The sequence below is a fragment of the Leifsonia sp. LS1 genome, from assembly GCF_020521355.1.
In the GTDB taxonomy this organism is placed as follows: Bacteria; Actinomycetota; Actinomycetes; order Actinomycetales; family Microbacteriaceae; genus Leifsonia.
Genome location: NZ_BPER01000002.1, coordinates 16552 through 34089 on the forward strand (window position 1 = coordinate 16552; position 17538 = coordinate 34089).

A 17538-nucleotide genomic window follows, 5' to 3' on the forward strand; every position below is an offset into this window, starting at 1 on the left:
TCATCGAGTCGGGCGGGTCCGCCCTGGTGGATGCGGGCGGATCGCCGCACGCATCCGGTGTCGTGGTCTGTGGATGGCCGCCGCGGCTCAGCCGCCTGCGACGACGCCGGCCGCCGTCCTCTCATCACCGGAGATCAGGGCGCGGAGGCGGCCCAGAGGGAGCTTCGGCTCCCGCCGCTCCGTGAGCAGGCCGTTGCGCTCCTGCATCGTGTCCGTGAGCTGCGTCCAGCACCAGCCGGCGAGGCCGTCCGGACGTCCCCGGTGCCCGCGGGTGGATGCCTGCACGGCCGTGAGGATCGCGGTGACGCGTTCGGCGTAGTCGGCCGGGCCGACCGCCTCGGAGTAGCCCCAGGAGTCCGCCGGGCTCTCATCGGCCGCCCAGGCGACGCCGCCGAACTCGGTCAGCATGATCGGCTGGCCGTCGTCGACCGTCCCGGGGAGACGGATCCGCCGGCCCGCCGGACCGATGCCGGCGATGTACGTGCGGAGCGCGTCGTCGTCGACGGCGTAACGGCGGCGCAGCACGTCGCCATCGGGCTCGTAGTCGTGCAGCGTCCACAGGTCGGACGTGCCGAGCTCCCAGCCGTCGTTCGAGATGACCGGCCGGGTGGGGTCCAGTGCCCGTGTCAGCTGGTAGAGCGCCTCCGCGAACGCGCGCTGATCGGGACGCGCTGCGATGTGCTGCACTCCCCAGCTCTCGTTGAGGGGCACCCAGGTCACGATGCTGGGGTGGCTGCGGTCCCTCAGGACCGCCTCCCCCCACTCGGCGATGGTCCGTCGCACCGAGCGGTTGTCGAACGCGTAGGTCGCCGGCATCTCGCCCCAGACCAGCAGCCCGAGCCGGTCGGCCCAGTACAGGAATCGATCGTCCTCTACCTTCTGGTGCACGCGCACGGCGTTGAAGCCGAGCTCGCCGATCAGCTCCGCCTCACGGCGGAGGGCGTCGCCCGAGGGAGCGGCCAGGTGCGAGTCCGGCCAGTATCCCTGGCTGAGCACGGAGCGGAGGACGAGGGGACGCTCGTTCAGCAGGAAGGCCCCGTCCGTGCAGCGCACCGAGCGCAGTCCGAGGTAGCTCGCCACCACATCCTGCTCGACACCGTCGACATCGACGTGGACCCAGGCGTCGAGCAGCGTGGGCGACGCGGGCGACCACAGCAGCCGCTCGAACTCCTGACCGTTCCCTTGACCGGCGAGCGGAAGGGTGACGGTCGCGGTGGTGTCGTTCACGACGGTGCGCGTGGAGCCCAGGATGCGGTCGCCGTGGGCGACGACCACCCGTATGGCCGCCTCCGCCCGCCGGCTCAGCTCGATCTCCACCGTGACGGTGCCGACGCTCTGGTCGCTCGTCCACCAGAGGGCGGTCACATGCTGCGGACGCACCGATTCGAGCCAGACCGGCTGCCAGATGCCCGTGGTGCGGTGGTACCAGATACTGTGCGGCGACTCCCGCCAGTCCTGCTTGCCGCGAGGCTGCGCGATGTCGTGCGGGTCGTCCTCGGCGCGGACGACGAGGGCGTGCGTGTCGGAATCGCCGTCGAGCGCATCGGTGACGTCCACCGTGAACGGCGTGTGCCCACCCGTGTGACGGCCGACCTCCTGCCCGTCCACCCACACGCGCGCCTGGTGATCGACGGCGCCGAAGTGGACGAGAAGTCGATTCCCCGCGACGTGCCCTGCTGCCGTTAGGTCGGCCGCGGCGAGCTCCCTGCGGTACCAGACGATCGGGTGGTAGCCGGTGTCGTTGATGCCCGAGTCGACCGATTCCGGCGGGAAGGGGACGGTGATCGTCCGCGGGAGGGCCCGGCCGTCCGCCCAGCCGTCGACGAGCCCGCGATCGTCGTCGTCGAACCCGAATCCCCAGTCGCCGTCGATCCCCCGGAAGGAGGCGCGCAGCAGCTGGGGGCGCGGACGCGCCGTCTCCATCCGGCTCGCGCGCAGCGCTGCCGTCCCTGACCCGTCGACCGTTCCTGACACCCGTCTGACTCCTTCGTCCGCTGCTGTGCTCGTCGCGGGACCGGATCAATGGTTCCACGTTGAACCATGACGATAGTTCAACGATAAACTAGAGTCAAATGGTTGTCGTCGGACGGCGCGTCGAGAAGCCGTCGGCACGTGAAGGGAGGGGCTCGATGCCGAGAGTGACGCTCGCCGATGTGGCGGAGCGCGTGGGCGTGAGCGCCAAGTCGGTCTCGAATGTGGTCAACGGGACCGGCTGGGTGAGCGACGCCGTGCGCGAGCGCATCCTGGCGGCGATCGACGAGCTCGGCTACCGCCCCAACCTCGCGGCCCGGCAACTGCGCAACGGGCGCAGCGGTCTGATCGCCCTCGTCGTCCCCGACCTGCGCGAGCCCTACTTCGCGGAGTTCGCGTCGCGCTTCGTCGCGCGCGCCCAGCAGCGTGCGCTCACCGTGCTCGTCGCCCAGACCGGCGGCGAGCACGCCGCCGAGCTCGACATGATGTCCGGCGTCGGATTCCCGGCGCTCGACGGCATCGTGCTGAGCCCTCTGCAGCTGACCGCCGCGGACGTCGCCGACCGCCCCCCCTCGCCGCCACTCATCGTGATCGGCGAGCAGGCGGAGGCGCTGGTCGGCCCGGGAGTGCATCACGTGGGCATCGACAACGTCACCGCCGCCGCCGCCGCGACGGTCCACCTGCTCGACGCGGGCCGCCGACGCATCGCCGCCGTCGGCGTGCAGGAGGCCGGACCGAGCGCGACCTCCCGACTCCGCTTCGACGGGTACAGACGGGCCCTCGACACCGCCGGCATCCCGCTCGATCCTGCCTTGTTCGCCACGGTGGAGCACTTCAACCGCGCCGAGGGCTCCCGCGCGGTGCAGCGACTCCTGGACGACGGCGTCGACTTCGACGCGCTGTTCTGCTTCAGCGACAGCCTCGCGCTCGGCGCGCTCTACACGCTCGGTTCGGCGGGCATCGCGGTGCCCGACAGGGTGGCGGTCATGGGGTTCGACGGCATCGAAGAGGGCCGCTTCCACATCCCGACGTTCTCCACCGTCAATCCGGGCGTCGAGGACGCGGCGGATACGATCCTGGATCTGTTGGGCGCGCCTGCTCTGCCGCCGGGCGCGCACCACAGTGTGCCGTACGCGATCATCGCCCGCTGAGCGTCAGCGGTGGATGCCCTCCACTCGGACGGGCGGATCGGCGACGGGTCCCGGCTCCGCGGCGAGGGCGCCCAGCAGCGCGAGCCGCTCGGCCCCGTCTGCGCCGGCGGGATGGTAGAGCACCAGCACGATCCCCTCGGTCCCGGTGACCAGCAGTTTCTCGCGGTGCACGGCGAGGGCGCCGACAACGGGATGCTGGAAGGTCAGCGTCCCGCCCTGCCGTTCGCGGACGTCGTGCCGGCTCCACAGCCGCCGGAACGTCGGGCTCGCTATCGACAGCTCGCCCACGAGCTGGACCACGCGCGCGTCGCCCGCGTCGGCCCCCACCGACCGGCGGAATCCGGCGATCAGTGCGGCGGAGGCGGCCTCCCACTGCGGGAAGAGCGCCTGCTCGGCGGGATCGAGGAACACGTCGCGCAGCCGGTTGCGGCCCGCGACGAGGCGGGGCGACAGCGCCGTGGCGAGCGGATTGGCGCACAGCACGTCGAGATACCGCCCTTCGACGAACGCCGGGAACGGCAGCTGCGGGACGAGGGCGGCCAGGCTCGGGGGGACGGACTCGGGGCGCGCCCGCCGCGGGCGCCGCGGCCGGTCGTCGTCGCGCACGAGTCCCAGCACGTGGGCGGTGCCCTCGTCGTCGAGCTGCAGGACGCGCGCGATCGAGCGCAGCACCTGCCCGGACGGGTGCCGGTCGCGGCCCTGTTCCAGCCGGAGGTAGTACTCGGCGCTGATCCCCGAGAGCAGGGCGACCTCCTCGCGCCGCAGCCCGGCGACGCGGCGGGTGCCGTGCACCGGGATGCCGAGGGTCTCCGGCGCCACGAGCTCGCGGCGCGCACGGAGGAACTGCCCCAGCAGGTTCTGCTCGCCGCGATCCGTGTCGCCGTCCATTCCCCCACGGTACTCATCGTCCGGTGCGCCGTGCCTGTCCCCGCGGGTACCAGTGTCGCGGGAGCCCTGGATGCGCCGGGCCGCACGCAGGACGATCGGGACATCCAACCCGCCCGTGCCGGGCGGCCCACGAAGGGACTGCCCATGACGCGACGCGTCCTCGTCAGCGGAGGCTCCGGGTTCATCGCCGGCCACCTCATCCTGCAACTGCTCGACAGCGGGGCGGAGGTGCGCGCCACCCTGCGCTCCCTCGACCGCGAGCCGGCGGTGCGCACCGCCCTACGCGACGCCGGGATGACGAGGGACGATGCCCTCGCGTTCACCGCGGCCGATCTGCTGGATGACGCGGGATGGGCGAGGGCGATGGAGGGGGTCGACGGCGTCCTTCACGTCGCATCGCCCGTCCACCTCGGCCCGGTGACCGACGAGAAGCAGGTCATCGCTCCCGCTCGCGAGGGCACGCTTCGCGTGTTGCGGGCCGCCCGCGACGCGGGGATCGGCCGCGCCGTCGTCACCTCGGCCTTCCACGCGGTCGGCTTCGGCCACCCTCCGCTCGACCGCGCCTTCACCGAGGACGACTGGTCCGTGCTCGACGGCCCCGGGATGGACGCGTACGGGCGCAGCAAGGTGCTCGCGGAGCGCGCCGCGTGGGAGTTCGCCGCCGGGGCGGGGGCGGGTATCGAGCTCACCACCATCCTCCCCGTCGCCGTCGTCGGCCCCCTGATCGGTGACGGACTCTCCGGCGCCAACAACCTGGTGCGCCGCGTGCTCACCGGTGCGCTGCCCGGCTACCCCGACGTCGCCGTGCCGATCGTCGACGTGCGGGATGTCGCCGCGGCGCATATCGCCGCGCTCACGGCGGACGGCGCGGCAGGCGAACGTCTCCTGCTCACCAGCCAGGAGGATGCCGTGCCCCTGGCCGACGTGGGCGCCGCGCTCCGCAGCGCCCTCGGCGACCGCGCCCCGAGGGTGCCGACCGCCTCCCTGCCCTCCGAGGTCGTCCGTGCCGCGGCACAGGCCGACCCCGGTCTGCGCCCGCTGGCCGACGAGCTCGGCTACCGCAAGAAGGTCTCCGGCGAGAAGGCCCGGCGGATCCTCGGGGTCCGACCACGGAGCTGGCAGGAGGCCGTGACCGCGGCGGGCGAGAGCATGCTCGCGCGCGGGCTGGGCGGCTGAGGTGCACTCTGCCGGCCGGCGCATGAGCCGGTCAGCCGATCAGGGACACGGCGCGTGCGATCACGAGCGCCAGCAGAACGAACCCGGAGAACGACTCCAGCGCCATCAGCAGCTTGGCCCGGTGAGTGAGCGGCATCGCGTCGGTCGCACTGAAGGCCATGGAGTTCGATAGCGATGAGTAGAAGTAGTCGACGTAGTTCGGGACCCAATCCAGCCTCCTGCTCGACCCGCGCGCGACCTCCTCGACGGTGTCCTGGTCCTCGTCCTGCGGGAACCGGAAGTCGGCCAGCGGGATCTCGTGGCGCGGTCGTGTCACGCGCACTACCGGTCCGCCGCGGTCCATCGTCCAGAACACCAGCGCGAAGGCGATCACGTTCGTCACCCAGACCTGCAGGGAGGCCAGCAGGATGTCCGCCCCGTCGCCGTGGCGGTTGAGCAGCCGCACGATCGTCTCGACGAACGCCACCTGATTCACGACGAGGATGAGCAGCGCCAGGGCGAACTCCGCCCAGCGCGACCAGCGCGACTCCCGGCTGAGCCGGTGGGGGTTGTAGATGATCAGGGCGACGAGCATCAGCAGGCAGACGCCGACCACGAGGTACCGCTCCAGCGCGGGCACGACGCTCGGGAGCAGTGCGTAGCAGGCGAGGGCGACGAGCGTCGCGATCACCGCGGGCCAGCGGTGTTCGGGCGCGACATCGCGCGCCCTGCTGTCGTCTTCGTCGTCCACCGCTCGACCATACGCCGGGTCGGCGCGGATCACGGTGCCGGGTTCCGTGGCAGCACGGTGACTGACGGGTGCGACCCCGCCATACGCTGGCGCGAACGACCCAGCACCAGGAGGCCGCCGTGATCAGGAACACCGCACCCGCCCGCTCGTCCCGGCCGGGGGCCGGCCGAATCCCGTCCGCCGGTCCCGACCTCGCGGGGCGTGACCTCGCCGTCGACGGCGTCCGCGTCTTCTGCGTGCTCATGGTGGTGATCGCCCACCTGCTGATGGTCGGCGTGGGGATCGACGCCACCGGGGCGCTGGTGATCAGCAAGCCCCTCACCGAGCTCGCCTGGTTCCCGGTGGCCACCTGGTTCGGCCAGGTGATGCCGCTGTTCTTCGTGCTCGGCGGGTTCGCGTCGCTCACCGCGTGGCGTTCCCTGCGGCGGCGGGGAGGCACCGCTGCCGACTACGTGCGGACGCGCGTCGTCCGCCTGGTCCGGCCGACCATCCCCCTCTTCGCCGCGCTCGCGGGCGCCATCGGGATCGCGCTGGTCGCCGGTGTCCCCGGGGGACTCGTCGCCGGGGTCGCGCAGGGCGTCGGCACGCCCCTCTGGTTCCTCGCGGCGTACCTGCTGTGCCAGTGGTGCGTTCCACTGCTGGCGCGCCTCCACGAGCGGGCACCCGTCCGCACGCTCGTCGCGCTCGCCGGAGCGGCCCTGATCGTCGACGCGGTGCGCACCGCCACAGGAATCGACGTGATCGGCCTCGTCAACGTCCTGTTCGTGTGGCTGTTCGTCCAGCAGCTCGGCTTCCTCTACGCAGACGGGGTGTTCCTCCGCGCCCCGCGGCTCCTGCTCGGGGGCATCGCGGCGGCCGCCGTCGTGCTGCTCGCGGCGGGTGTCGCCGCCGGGATGTACGCGCCCGACATGCTCACGAATCAGTACCCGCCGCGCTTCGCGCTCGGGCTCCTCGGGGTCGCACAGATCTGCGTCCTCGCCCTGATCCACCCGGCGCTCTCCGCCGTCATGCGCACGCGCGCGGCGCGCGCGGTGACTTTCCTCGTCGGAAGCCGGCTCATGACGGTCTACCTCTGGCACCTCCCGTGCATCATCGTCGTGACCGGCGTGGCCCTGCTGCTTCCGCTCCCGGTGCCCTCTCCCGGAAGCGCCGCCTGGTGGGGGACCCGCCCCCTGGTCCTCCTCGTCGCTCTCACGCTGGTGTTCGCGCTGTCCCTCGTCGTCGGCCGGTTCGAACGCACACCGGCCCGCGCCGGAACGATCCCTCCGCGAGCGCGGCGCGTGAACGCCGCCGCGCTCATCGCCACCGTGCCGCCGTTCCTCATCATGTGCCTGGGCCTCGATGGCGCGCTCGCGATGCTCGGCCTCGTCAGCGGACTCGCCGCGCTCGCGCTGTGCCGGGACGGACGCGCGGTCGACGCTGCCGCAGTGGAGGCGTAGACTCCCGTCTCGTGTCTTCTCTCTGCTCCCCTCGGCCCTCCGGGCGTCTGGAGGTCGTCGGCGCCCTGCGCGCCGGCGTGAGATAGCCCTGTCCCCCCGCTCGGTGACACTGGGCGTGCCGTCGTGCGCGCCCTTCTCTCAGGACAGACTTCTCGACACGTTAGGCATCCTCATGCACACCCTCACGGACGCGCGCATCCGCGCCTCCTTCGTCAACGCCTCCCTGCGCGAGCGCAAGGAGCTCTCCCTCCCGGACCTCGACGCGGTCGCGTGGGACGACATCGACTTCCTCGCCTGGCGGGACCGCAAGCTCCCGAACGTCGGCTACGTCGTGGCCATCGTCGACGGCGAGCCCGTCGGCGTGCTGCTGCGGCGCGCCGAAGGCTCCGTCCGCGCCCGGCCGCAGTGTTCCTGGTGCGAAGACGTCCACCTTCCCAACGAGGTGGTCTTCTACGTCGCCAAGCGCGCGGGCAAAGCGGGTCGCGACGGCAACACGCTCGGCACCCTGGTCTGCTCCGCGTTCGAGTGCTCGGTGAACGCGCGCAAGCGGCCGGCGACCGCCTACATCGGGTTCGATGTCGAGGCGGCGCGTCAGCAGCGCGTCGACACCCTGCGCGAGCGCGTCGACGCGTTCGTGCGGCGGGTGCTCGGCGAGGGCTGAGCCGCCGCCGGCACGGGGCGGGCGGTCACTCCCCGTCGTCCAGGAAACGTTCGTGGTGGAAGCCGGAGTCGTCCAGGATGGCGACGGTCGACTCCGGCACTTCCACGAACGCCCCCGGGAGATCGTTGAGCGGCTCGGAGACGACCACCTTCGCCGTGTCACCGAACTGGTGGAGCCGGTCGGCCTCGGGGTACATCTCCCGCAGTGCCGGGATCGCCACGGAGTGGAACAGCGTCCGGCTCCGATGCGAGGTCGAGTAGCGGAACGCCCAGAGCGTCGCGCCGTCCGACAGCGCGATGGTGCCCTGCACGGGGAACGCGATCCCCTTCGCCCTCCCCAGGTCCTCGACCCGCCGGATGGCGCGCCCCATCGCCCCCACCGGATCCTCCTGCAGGCCCAGGGTCAATGCCAGGTAGAAGAGCACCTCGGAGTCCGTGGTGCCGCGGATCGACGGGTAGAGCGACTCGTCGACCGAGAACGTCAGGTCGCGCTTGATGCTCGTGAAGCTGTCGAGGAAGCCGTTGTGCATGAACATCCAGTTGGCGTGCCGGAACGGATGGCAGTTCGTGCGCTGGATGGGCGGCCCGCTGGCGGCGCGCACATGCCCGAAGAACAGCGGGCTGGTGATCGACTCGGTCAGCTCCCGGAGGTTCTCGTCGTGCCAGGCGGGTTCGATGCTGTGGAAGAGAGCGGGAACGCTGCCGGCGGTCGACCCCTCCGGATACCAGCCGAAACCGAAGCCGTCGCCGTTCACCGTCTCGGCGCCCAACGGCGAGTTGAGCGACTGGGCGACGAGCGAGTGCTGCGCGTCCAGGACGAGGACGGAGGGCCTGAGCGGCTCTCCCGAGTAAGCGAGCCAACGGCACATGCGCACACCTCCGGACGGATCGGCGCCACCCTAGTCCCGTGACCGGGTCCGCGGGAATGCCCGGCCGAGCCGCGGCCGCGCCCAGACAGGGCCGGAGGCGAGCTCTGCGCCGGAGGTCAGCTCTGCGCCGGAGGTCAGCTCTGCGCCGGAGGCGAGCTCTGCGCCGGAGGTCAGCTCTGCGCCGGGGCTCCGGCGATGTTGACGAGCCACTGGGTGCCGAACCGGTCGATCGCCATTCCGAAGCTGTCACCCCACGGCGCCTTCGACAGCGGCTCGACGACCGTGCCGCCCTCGATGAGCTTCTCGTAGTAGCCGGTGAGCTCGGCCTCATCGTCCCCGCTGAGCGAGACCGAGATGCTCGAGCCGTCCGCGAGCTCCATATGAGAGGGGACATCGGCGGCCATCAGCGTGAAGCCGGCGGGCGTCACCAGCTGCGAGTGCATGATCCACTCGGCCTCCGACGGCTCCTGACTCACCTGGAACTCGGCGAAGGTGCTGCGGGTGACGTCTCCGCCGAAGACCGACGCGTAGAAGTCCATGGCCTCCCGGGCCTGGCCGCGGAAGTTGAGGTACGGGTTGAGCGTCGACATCGGGTCTCCTTCGTCCGGACGGTTCCTTCCTCAGCGTACCCAGTGCCGGCGGGTCGCACGAGGGCGGAGTTCAGCGCAGGTAGGCGGCCACCAGCAGGTCGCCGCGGATCTCGCCGAAGCGCTCTAGGAGGCGCTCGACCACGGTCGCCGACACTGCTCCCGCCACGATGTCGAAGGGGCCGATCGGCCGCAGCGGGCTGCAGCGCACGCGCACGACCTCCCACCCGGCGGCGCGCAGCAGGCGGTCCTTCCTCCGATCCGACGCCTCGCGCGGGCCGACGTGCTCGAGGCCGTGCCGCCCCGTGGTGTCGTACTCGATCGCGATCCGGAGCTCCGGGATGACGATGTCGGGCCAGACCTCCAGGTGGGAGTGGAACGGACGCGCGACCCGCACGGCGTTGCAGTCGAGATCCACGGCCAGCCGGTCGGCGAGGCGCTGCTTCAGGGCCGGCTCGGCCGCCGACGCGGGCGGCGGTGCGTAACGGCTGTGAAACGCCTCCCCCACGGCGCGCCGGCCCGCACCCTCGCGGGCGTGGCGGCAGACCGGGCAGCGGCGCCCGTCGATGATGCGCTCGATGCTGGCCCGGAACGCCGGGTGCCCCTCGGCGCACTGCCACGAGTGCGTCGCCGCGGAGCTGTTCTCGGCCGACACCGCCGCGCGCGAGCCCGGCGCCGCCAGGGTCACCAGCTCCTCCCGCGTCATGCGCGTGCGATCGAGCCGGCGGCAGAGCCAGCAGCGGTCGTCATCCGGGTCGCTCTCGAGCCGGCGCGGATCCCGTGCGTGTCCGCACTGGTGCGGTGTGGCCGTCGGATCCGCGGCCGGACGCACGCGGCGCGGCACGGCGGCCTCGGCACAGAACGGGCACCAGGCCGAACGGCGGCGTGTGCCGCTCGGCCGAGCGCGCTGTTCGGCGGGTGTGGCGATGAAACGGTGCCCGGAGTCGCACTCCCAGAGCAGATAGACGTCCGCCGCAGGCGGAACCTGGGTCAGGACGATGCCGTGGTTGAGGTCGGGATGGTACTGGCGGATGAGTGTGGGGTAGCGCTCCCAGTCACCGCGATAGCGGCCGACGGAGTAGGGCACGGCGACTCCTTTGGACCACTGGCGACGGGCCCACCACTGCTCGACGTTCTCCGGCACGCCGTCACCCTATGCGCGACCACCGTCACAGCACGTAGGGCAGCAGTGCTCGGCGGCCTGCGGGATAATCGGGGAACGTCTCCCGGTACCAGCGATGGTTCGCCAGCGCCCGCGGCGCGAGGTTCGCGATCGTGTAGAGGGCGAACGACGCACCCGCCAGCGACCACGTCGCGATCGCCCACCCCGTCCACTCCACCATCTCGCCGAGGTAATTCGGGCTGGAGACGAAGCGGAAGCCGCCGCCGTGCGGGATGCGGTACCCGCCGCGCCCGTCGCCCCGCAGCCTGCGCAGAACACGGTCGGACGAGACGTTCAGCGCGTAGCCCGCGCTGAACAGCACCACGCCGATCCAGAACCGCGGATCCGCCAGCCACGCGGTCGGATACGAGCCGTACTCCGAGATCCATCGCGCGTTGACCCACGCGTTGAGCAGGTTGAACAGGATGGCCAGCAGCATCACCGCGACCGGCATCCGCGATCCCGAGCGCATCAGGAGCGGGTAGACGAACGCGCGCTGCACATAGTGCGCCTGCCACAGGAGCAGGAAGAGCAGCGGCACCAGCTCGCCCCGATGGGCCCCCAGCAGGTAGAAGACCAGGAACAGGATCGACGCGGGGCTCTCCATCACGATCCAGCCGACGCGGGCCGGGACGGTGGGCCCCCACCCGCTGCGCCCGTGCCGTCCGCCGTACGGCGCCACGATGAAGCACAGGGCGACGAACGTGACGGCCGCGAGCGCCAACTCGGCGTAGACGAACCAGCGGTACGCTCCCTCGGGCATGACGCGAGTCTACGCAGGCGGCTCCCCGGGCCGGGCTGTTAGGCTCGGGGTCATGGAGATCGAGGTCGACAGACTCTAGCCACCGGTGCGCCGGTGGCTTCCACCCGCGGGAGGGCTGCTCCCGCGTCGGTGACCGCCCCTTCTCCGGGCGGCTTTCCCCTGACTGTGTCCGCCGGGTCGCACCGGTGTCGACCGCTCCGGGGGTAGCGCCTCCGTCGTTCCGTCTGCGCACCTGTCGCTGCACCGAGGTTCCGAGCCTCGCCCGCCGACTCGCGCCGTCAACCCCGCATCCTTCGCCCGCCGCACGCCCGCGGGTCGCGCACAGAGAGCATCTCCATGTCCATCACATCCATCACCCTGCACGACGTCGCCTTCGACTGGCCCGACGGTGCGAGCGCGCTCACCGGCGTCAGCGGCACCTTCGCTCCCGGACGCACCGGGCTCGTCGGGCGGAACGGGGCAGGCAAGTCCACACTGCTCCGGCTCATCGCCGGCGTCCTCACTCCCACCTCGGGACATGTCGACACCGTCGGCGAGGTCGGCTACCTCCCGCAGACGCTCACCCTCGACGGCGGCGCGACGGTGGCGCGCCTGCTCGGCATTGACGGCGTCCTCACCGCGATCGCCGCCGTTGAGAGCGGGGACGTCGATCCGCAGCACTTCGACACTATCGGCGACGACTGGGACATCGAGGCGCGCGCCGACGAAGCCCTCCACCGCATCGGCTTCTCCGCCGCCGACCTCGGCCGTCGCGTGGCCGCGCTGTCGGGCGGCCAGGCGATGCTGATCGCCCTCACCGGTCTACGGCTCGCGCGCACGCCCATCACCCTGCTCGACGAGCCCACGAACAACCTCGATCGACCTACCCGTGAGGTGCTCGCCGGGCTGATCGACGAGTGGCCGGGAACCCTGGTCGTCGTGAGCCACGACCTCGACCTCCTGGAACGGATGGAGACGACGACAGAGCTGCACGCCGGCCACCTCGAGTCGTTTGGCGGCCCGTACAGCGCCTGGCGGGAGCACCGGGACGGCGCACAGGCCGCCGCGGTTCAGGCCGCCCCGGCGGCGCAGCAGTCGCTCAAGGTCGAGAAGCGCCAGCGGGCGGAGGCGGAAGTGAAGCTCGCGCGGCGCGAGAGGACGGGCGCGAAGACGCAGCGCGACGGCGGCATCCCGAAGATCCTGGCGGGTGCCCGGGCGAGCAAGGCGCAGAACGCGGCGGGCGCATTGCGCGGAACGCTCGACGACAAGGTGCGTTCCGCCCAGGCGGCGGTGGATGCCGCCGATGCTCTGGTGCGCGACGAGGAGCACATCCATCTCGTGTTGCCCGACCCGGATGTGCCGCGCGGGAGGCGCATCGCCGAGTTCCGGAGCGGACACCGCACGGTGGTCATCCAAGGCCCCGAGCGGGTCGCCCTCGTCGGGCCGAACGGTGCAGGAAAATCGTCGCTGGTCGGTCGGCTGTTGGGCGACCCGGAGGCGGCGCCCGGCCCGGTTGACGCCGAGCTGCTGACCGACCGGGTCGGCTACCTCCCGCAGCGGCTCGACGGTCTGGACGACGAGGCGAACGCGATCGACAACGTGCGGGCCGTCGCCCCGCGGACGCCGCCCGGTGACGTGCGCAACCAGCTCGCGCGGCTGCTGCTCCGGGGCGGCGCGCCCGACCGCCCAGTGCGGACCCTCTCCGGTGGTGAGCGGTTCCGGCTCTCGCTGGCCCGGCTGCTGCTCGCCGACCCTCCCGCGCAGCTGCTCGTGCTCGACGAGCCGACCAACAACCTCGACATCGCGAGTGTCGAGCACCTGGCCGAGGCGCTCGACGCCTACCGGGGCGCGCTGCTGATCGTGAGCCACGACGAGCGCTTCCTGGCCCGCGTCGGCATCGACACCACGCTCACCCTCGACCCCTCCGGCGCCCTCGCCTGACACACCTTCGTGCCGAATGTCGTGAATGCCGCCGATTTTCACGCCATTCGGCACGAATGAGACAATCTCCGGACGCGAAGGATGAGGGAGTCGGCGATGGCAGTGCGACTTCGGGGGCTCGACGATGCCGATCTGGGCACGGTCTTCGTGTGGGAGAGCGACCCCGCCGGCGTCAGAATGGCGGCGTTCACCCGCAGCGACCCCGGCGATCGCGCCGCCTTCGACGCGCACTACCGCGGGGTTCGCGCCGAACAGACGAACCTGATCCGGGCGATCGAACGGTCCGGCGATCTCGTCGGCACGATCGCGAGCTTCTGGATGGAGGGCGATCGCGAGATCTCGTACTGGGTCGATCCCGAGCACTGGGGCGAAGGCATCGCCACCGCAGCTCTGGAGCTGTTCCTCACCGAGGATTTGACCCGCCCGCTATACGCCCGCGTCGCCGAGACGAATCCGGGATCTCGGACGGTCCTGGAGCGGAACGGTTTCGAACAGATCGGGCAGGAGACCTCCTACGCTCCCGGCGTCGGCCGTGACGTGACGGAGTTGCTCTTCCGCCTCCCCTGACCGCGAACGGCGGGCCGATTTGGACCGAATGTGGGGAACCCGACACACATTCCCCACATTTGGTCCAAACCGCGGACGCGGAAGCGGACGGGGAGGAACGGTGCGAAAAACTGTGGGCCCTGCCGGGATCGAACCGACGACATCCACGGTGTAAACGTGGCGCTCTACCAGCTGAGCTAAAGGCCCTTGTGCCCCCAGCCTAGTGGCGGCGCGGCACGCGGCCGGTCAGCCGACGTGGACGGGCAGCTGCTCGAGGGCGGCGCGGTAGGCGTCGAGGGAGCGAGCCTCGCCGGGGGCGGTGATGAAGGAGGCGCGGATGATGCCGGACTCGTCGATGAGGAAGGTCGCGCGGTTGGCGAAGCCCTTCTCGGGGAGGAAGACACCATACTCCTTGGCGATCTCGCCGTGCGGCCAGAAGTCGGCGAGGAGGCTGAAGTCGTAGCCCTCCTGTTCGGCCCAGGCGCGCAGGGTGAACTTCGAGTCGACGGAGATCGCGAGCAGTTCGACGCGGTGGTCGTCGAAGAGGGCGAGGTTGTCCCGGAGGGCGCAGAGCTCGCCGGTGCAGGTGCCCGAGTAGGCGAGCGGGAAGAAGACGAGCGCGACCGCCTTGCGGCCACGGAAGTCGGAGAGGCGCACGGGCTGGCCGTGCTGGTTGAGCAGCTCGAAGTCGGGAGCCTGGGTGTCGTTCTCCAGAGCCATGAGGTGTGAGTCGTCCTTTCGTCGCCCGCGTCGCCTCACGGGACCAGGAGGCTCGCGCAGGCGCACGAGGAGACAGCATAGACCGGCCAGCTCCGCGTGCCAAGGACGCGGTCACAGGGAGGGGCGGAGTGAGGCTAGGCTGATCGATGGTGCCCGCTCGTTTGTCGTGAACCGACAGCGGTGCGAGCCGTCCACGATCCATCCGACACAAGAAAGAGGTCGAGGGTGACTGTAAACGACCAGGACCCGTACTCGGTGAACAACATCGACTCGGACCCGGAGGAGACCGCCGAATGGCAGGAATCCCTCGACGCACTGGTTGCGGCTCACGGCCACGAGCGTGCTCGTGAAATCATGCTGAGCCTGCTCAAGCGCTCCAAAGAACTGCACCTCGGTGTTCCGATGGTCCCGACAACGGACTACATCAACACCATCTCGCCCGAGAACGAGCCGGAGTTCCCTGGCGACGAGGAGGTCGAGCGCCGCTACCGGGCGTGGATCCGCTGGAACGCGGCCATCCTCGTGCACCGCGCGCAGCGTCCCGGCATCGCCGTCGGCGGCCACATCTCGACGTACGCCTCGAGCGCGGCCCTCTACGAGGTCGGCTTCAACCACTTCTTCCGCGGCCAGGACCACCCGGGCGGCGGGGACCAGATCTTCATCCAGGGCCATGCCTCCCCCGGCACCTACGCCCGCGCGTTCCTCGAGGGCCGGCTCAGCGCCGACCAGCTCGACGGATTCCGCCAGGAGAAGTCGCACGCCGGCGGCGGCCTGTCGTCGTACCCGCACCCGCGCCTGATGCCGGAGTTCTGGCAGTTCCCGACCGTGTCGATGGGTCTCGGCCCGATCAACGCGATCTACCAGGCGCAGCTCAACAAGTACCTCACCAACCGCGGCATCAAGGACGCCTCCGACCAGCACGTCTGGGCGTTCCTGGGCGACGGCGAGATGGACGAGGTGGAGTCGCGCGGTCAGCTGCAGGTCGCGGCCAACGAGAAGCTCGACAACCTGACCTTCGTCATCAACGCGAACCTCCAGCGCCTCGACGGCCCGGTGCGCGGCAACGGCAAGATCATCCAGGAGCTGGAGAGCTACTTCCGCGGCGCGGGCTGGAACGTCATCAAGGTGATCTGGGGCCGCGAGTGGGACGACCTGCTCGCCCGCGACACCGACGGCGCGCTCGTCAACCTGATGAACCAGACACCCGACGGCGACTACCAGACGTACAAGACCGAGAACGGCGCCTATGTGCGCGAGAACTTCTTCGGTCGCGACCCGCGCACCCTGAAGCTCGTCGAGGACTACAGCGACGACCAGGTCTGGGGCCTCAAGCGCGGCGGCCACGACTACCGCAAGGTCTACGCGGCCTTCAAGGCAGCCGTGGAGCACAAGGGCCAGCCCACCGTCATCATCGCGAAGACCATCAAGGGCTACGGCCTCGGTCCGTCGTTCGAGGGCCGCAACGCGACCCACCAGATGAAGAAGATGACGCTGGACAACCTCAAGACGTTCCGCGACGCCATGCGCATCCCGATCACGGACGCGCAGCTCGAGGAGAACCCCTACCTGCCGCCGTACTACAACCCGGGACCGCAGGACGAGGCCATCCAGTACCTGCACGACCGCCGCCGCGCGCTGGGCGGATACCTCCCCGAGCGGCGCACGAAGTACACGCCGCTGAACCTGCCAGAGGACTCGGCGTACGCGATCGCGAAGAAGGGCTCCGGCACGCAGGAGATCGCCACCACGATGGCGTTCGTCCGGCTGCTGAAGGATCTGCTGCGCTCGAAGGACTTCGGGCACCGCATCGTGCCGATCATCCCGGACGAGGCGCGGACCTTCGGTATGGACGCGTTCTTCCCGAACGCGAAGATCTACAACCCGAACGGCCAGCACTACACCTCGGTCGACCGCGAGCTGCTCCTGGCCTACAAGGAGAGCCCTCAGGGCCAGATCATCCACGTCGGCATCAACGAGGCGGGCGCCCTCGCGGCGTTCACCAACGTGGGCACCTCGTACGCCACGCAGGGCGAGCCGCTCATCCCGGTCTATGTCTTCTACTCGATGTTCGGGTTCCAGCGCACCGGCGATGCGATCTGGGCGGCCGGCGACCAGATGGCGCGCGGCTTCATGATCGGTGCCACCGCCGGCCGCACCACGCTGACCGGCGAGGGCCTGCAGCACGCCGACGGCCACTCCCTGGTGCTCTCCAACACGAATCCCGCGGTCGTCTCGTACGACCCGGCGTACGGCTACGAGGTCGGCCACATCGTGCGCGCCGGACTCGAGCGCATGTACGGCGGCAACCACCCCGACCCGAACGTCATGTTCTACCTCACGGTGTACAACGAGCCGATCGTGCAGCCGGCCGAGCCGGAGGGCGTGGATGCGGACGGCATCGTCCGCGGCATCTACAAGCTGGCCGCCGGACAGCAGCAGGGCCCGAAGGCCCAGCTGCTCGCATCGGGCGTCTCGGTGCCGTGGGCGCTGGAGGCCCAGCACCTGCTCGCTCAGGACTGGGGTGTGTCGGCCGACGTGTGGAGCGTCACCTCGTGGGGCGAGCTGCGCCGCGACGGCCTGGCGGCGGAGGAGCACAACTTCCTCTACCCCCAGCAGGAGAAGCAGGTGCCGTACGTCACCCGCAAGCTCCAGGATTCCGAGGGCCCGTTCGTCGCCGTCACCGACTACATGCACGCCGTGCCGGACCAGATCCGTCAGTTCGTGCCCGGTGAGTACGCGACCCTCGGCGCCGACGGCTTCGGCTTCTCGGACACCCGCGCCGCCGCGCGCCGGTTCTTCAAGATCGACGGCCCGTCGCTCGTCGTCCGCACCCTGGAGCTGCTTGCGGCCCGGGGGCAGGTCGACCCGAACGCGCCGGCCTGGGCGATCGAGAAGTACCTGCTGCACGACGTGAACGCCGGGACCACCGGCTCCGCGGGCGGCGAGTCCTGACGAC

Annotated in this window: 15 protein-coding genes and 1 tRNA gene; 7 read left to right on the forward strand and 9 right to left on the reverse strand. The window is 70.8% G+C overall.

Annotated features, from left to right (window positions below; genetic code table 11):
* Nucleotides 1-87 precede the first annotated feature (87 nt).
* The gene (locus LLS1_RS03430) at nucleotides 88-1974 is read right to left on the reverse strand and encodes a glycoside hydrolase family 2 protein (RefSeq protein WP_308443784.1); all 1887 of its coding nucleotides are present in this window, start codon (nucleotides 1972-1974) and stop codon (nucleotides 88-90) included.
* A 155-nt stretch (nucleotides 1975-2129) separates the two neighbouring features.
* Here LLS1_RS03430 and LLS1_RS03435 point away from each other — a divergent pair, with 155 nt between their 5' ends.
* Nucleotides 2130-3122, forward strand: a complete 993-nt coding sequence (locus tag LLS1_RS03435) for a LacI family DNA-binding transcriptional regulator (RefSeq protein WP_226653620.1) — start codon at nucleotides 2130-2132, stop codon at nucleotides 3120-3122.
* Nucleotides 3123-3125: 3 nt separating this feature from the next.
* Here the strand turns inward: LLS1_RS03435 and LLS1_RS03440 are convergent, their stop codons facing one another.
* A complete protein-coding gene (locus LLS1_RS03440; RefSeq protein WP_226653621.1) occupies nucleotides 3126-4010 on the reverse strand; it encodes a helix-turn-helix domain-containing protein in 885 nt (294 codons plus the stop codon).
* Nucleotides 4011-4154: 144 nt separating this feature from the next.
* On the opposite strand from LLS1_RS03440, the gene LLS1_RS03445 reads away from it, so the two are divergent.
* Nucleotides 4155-5186, forward strand: a complete 1032-nt coding sequence (locus LLS1_RS03445) for an NAD-dependent epimerase/dehydratase family protein (protein WP_226653622.1) — start codon at nucleotides 4155-4157, stop codon at nucleotides 5184-5186.
* 31 nt (nucleotides 5187-5217) lie between these two features.
* On the opposite strand, the gene LLS1_RS03450 is transcribed toward LLS1_RS03445, so the two are convergent.
* Complete coding sequence (locus LLS1_RS03450; RefSeq protein WP_226653623.1) at nucleotides 5218-5916, reverse strand: hypothetical protein; 699 nt, start codon at nucleotides 5914-5916, stop codon at nucleotides 5218-5220.
* Between the two features lie 119 nt (nucleotides 5917-6035).
* On the opposite strand from LLS1_RS03450, the gene LLS1_RS03455 reads away from it, so the two are divergent.
* Together LLS1_RS03455 and LLS1_RS03460 are read left to right on the forward strand one after the other, a co-directional pair.
* Nucleotides 6036-7355: an acyltransferase gene (locus LLS1_RS03455; protein WP_226653624.1), complete on the forward strand. Its 1320-nt coding sequence runs from the start codon at nucleotides 6036-6038 to the stop codon at nucleotides 7353-7355.
* Between the two features lie 172 nt (nucleotides 7356-7527).
* The gene (locus LLS1_RS03460) at nucleotides 7528-8016 is read left to right on the forward strand and encodes an FBP domain-containing protein (protein WP_226653625.1); all 489 of its coding nucleotides are present in this window, start codon (nucleotides 7528-7530) and stop codon (nucleotides 8014-8016) included.
* A 25-nt stretch (nucleotides 8017-8041) separates the two neighbouring features.
* Here LLS1_RS03460 and LLS1_RS03465 read toward each other — a convergent pair whose 3' ends face one another.
* The 4 genes from LLS1_RS03465 to LLS1_RS03480 all read right to left on the reverse strand — a co-directional run bounded on the left by LLS1_RS03465 (nucleotide 8042) and on the right by LLS1_RS03480 (nucleotide 11396).
* Nucleotides 8042-8884 carry a class II glutamine amidotransferase gene (locus tag LLS1_RS03465; RefSeq protein WP_226653626.1) on the reverse strand — a complete coding sequence of 281 codons (843 nt, stop codon included), beginning with the start codon at nucleotides 8882-8884 and terminating at the stop codon, nucleotides 8042-8044.
* A gap of 170 nt (nucleotides 8885-9054) precedes the next feature.
* Complete coding sequence (locus LLS1_RS03470) at nucleotides 9055-9474, reverse strand: VOC family protein (protein ID WP_226653627.1); 420 nt, start codon at nucleotides 9472-9474, stop codon at nucleotides 9055-9057.
* A gap of 70 nt (nucleotides 9475-9544) precedes the next feature.
* Nucleotides 9545-10615, reverse strand: coding sequence for a zinc-ribbon domain-containing protein (locus LLS1_RS03475; RefSeq protein ID WP_226653628.1), 1071 nt, complete (start codon nucleotides 10613-10615; stop codon nucleotides 9545-9547).
* A 25-nt stretch (nucleotides 10616-10640) separates the two neighbouring features.
* Complete coding sequence (locus LLS1_RS03480) at nucleotides 10641-11396, reverse strand: methyltransferase (protein WP_226653629.1); 756 nt, start codon at nucleotides 11394-11396, stop codon at nucleotides 10641-10643.
* A gap of 336 nt (nucleotides 11397-11732) precedes the next feature.
* Between LLS1_RS03480 and LLS1_RS03485 the strand changes: the two genes are divergently transcribed.
* Together LLS1_RS03485 and LLS1_RS03490 are read left to right on the forward strand one after the other, a co-directional pair.
* Entirely contained in the window at nucleotides 11733-13316 is a 1584-nt protein-coding gene (locus LLS1_RS03485; RefSeq protein WP_226653630.1) for an ABC-F family ATP-binding cassette domain-containing protein, read from the forward strand.
* A 96-nt stretch (nucleotides 13317-13412) separates the two neighbouring features.
* Nucleotides 13413-13883 carry a GNAT family N-acetyltransferase gene (locus tag LLS1_RS03490; RefSeq protein WP_226653631.1) on the forward strand — a complete coding sequence of 157 codons (471 nt, stop codon included), beginning with the start codon at nucleotides 13413-13415 and terminating at the stop codon, nucleotides 13881-13883.
* Nucleotides 13884-13996: 113 nt separating this feature from the next.
* On the opposite strand, the gene LLS1_RS03495 is transcribed toward LLS1_RS03490, so the two are convergent.
* Together LLS1_RS03495 and LLS1_RS03500 are read right to left on the reverse strand one after the other, a co-directional pair.
* Nucleotides 13997-14069, reverse strand: a tRNA-Val gene (locus LLS1_RS03495).
* Nucleotides 14070-14108: 39 nt separating this feature from the next.
* The gene (locus LLS1_RS03500; RefSeq protein ID WP_223356328.1) at nucleotides 14109-14582 is read right to left on the reverse strand and encodes a peroxiredoxin; all 474 of its coding nucleotides are present in this window, start codon (nucleotides 14580-14582) and stop codon (nucleotides 14109-14111) included.
* 225 nt (nucleotides 14583-14807) lie between these two features.
* On the opposite strand from LLS1_RS03500, the gene aceE reads away from it, so the two are divergent.
* The gene (aceE, locus tag LLS1_RS03505; protein ID WP_226653632.1) at nucleotides 14808-17534 is read left to right on the forward strand and encodes a pyruvate dehydrogenase (acetyl-transferring), homodimeric type; all 2727 of its coding nucleotides are present in this window, start codon (nucleotides 14808-14810) and stop codon (nucleotides 17532-17534) included.
* Nucleotides 17535-17538: the final 4 nt, after the last annotated feature.

Bases quoted from the DNA above. Each gene is read 5' to 3' on its own strand.
- LLS1_RS03435 (WP_226653620.1), top strand. From the start codon at position 2,130: ATGCCGAGAGTGACGCTCGCCGATGTGGCGGAGCGCGTGGGCGTGAGC.
- LLS1_RS03485 (WP_226653630.1), top strand. From the start codon at position 11,733: ATGTCCATCACATCCATCACCCTGCACGACGTCGCCTTCGACTGGCCC.
- LLS1_RS03465 (WP_226653626.1), bottom strand. From the start codon at position 8,884: ATGTGCCGTTGGCTCGCTTACTCGGGAGAGCCGCTCAGGCCCTCCGTC.
- LLS1_RS03480 (WP_226653629.1), bottom strand. From the start codon at position 11,396: ATGCCCGAGGGAGCGTACCGCTGGTTCGTCTACGCCGAGTTGGCGCTC.
- LLS1_RS03460 (WP_226653625.1), top strand. From the start codon at position 7,528: ATGCACACCCTCACGGACGCGCGCATCCGCGCCTCCTTCGTCAACGCC.
- LLS1_RS03470 (WP_226653627.1), bottom strand. From the start codon at position 9,474: ATGTCGACGCTCAACCCGTACCTCAACTTCCGCGGCCAGGCCCGGGAG.
- LLS1_RS03445 (WP_226653622.1), top strand. From the start codon at position 4,155: ATGACGCGACGCGTCCTCGTCAGCGGAGGCTCCGGGTTCATCGCCGGC.
- LLS1_RS03500 (WP_223356328.1), bottom strand. From the start codon at position 14,582: ATGGCTCTGGAGAACGACACCCAGGCTCCCGACTTCGAGCTGCTCAAC.
- LLS1_RS03490 (WP_226653631.1), top strand. From the start codon at position 13,413: ATGGCAGTGCGACTTCGGGGGCTCGACGATGCCGATCTGGGCACGGTC.
- LLS1_RS03440 (WP_226653621.1), bottom strand. From the start codon at position 4,010: ATGGACGGCGACACGGATCGCGGCGAGCAGAACCTGCTGGGGCAGTTC.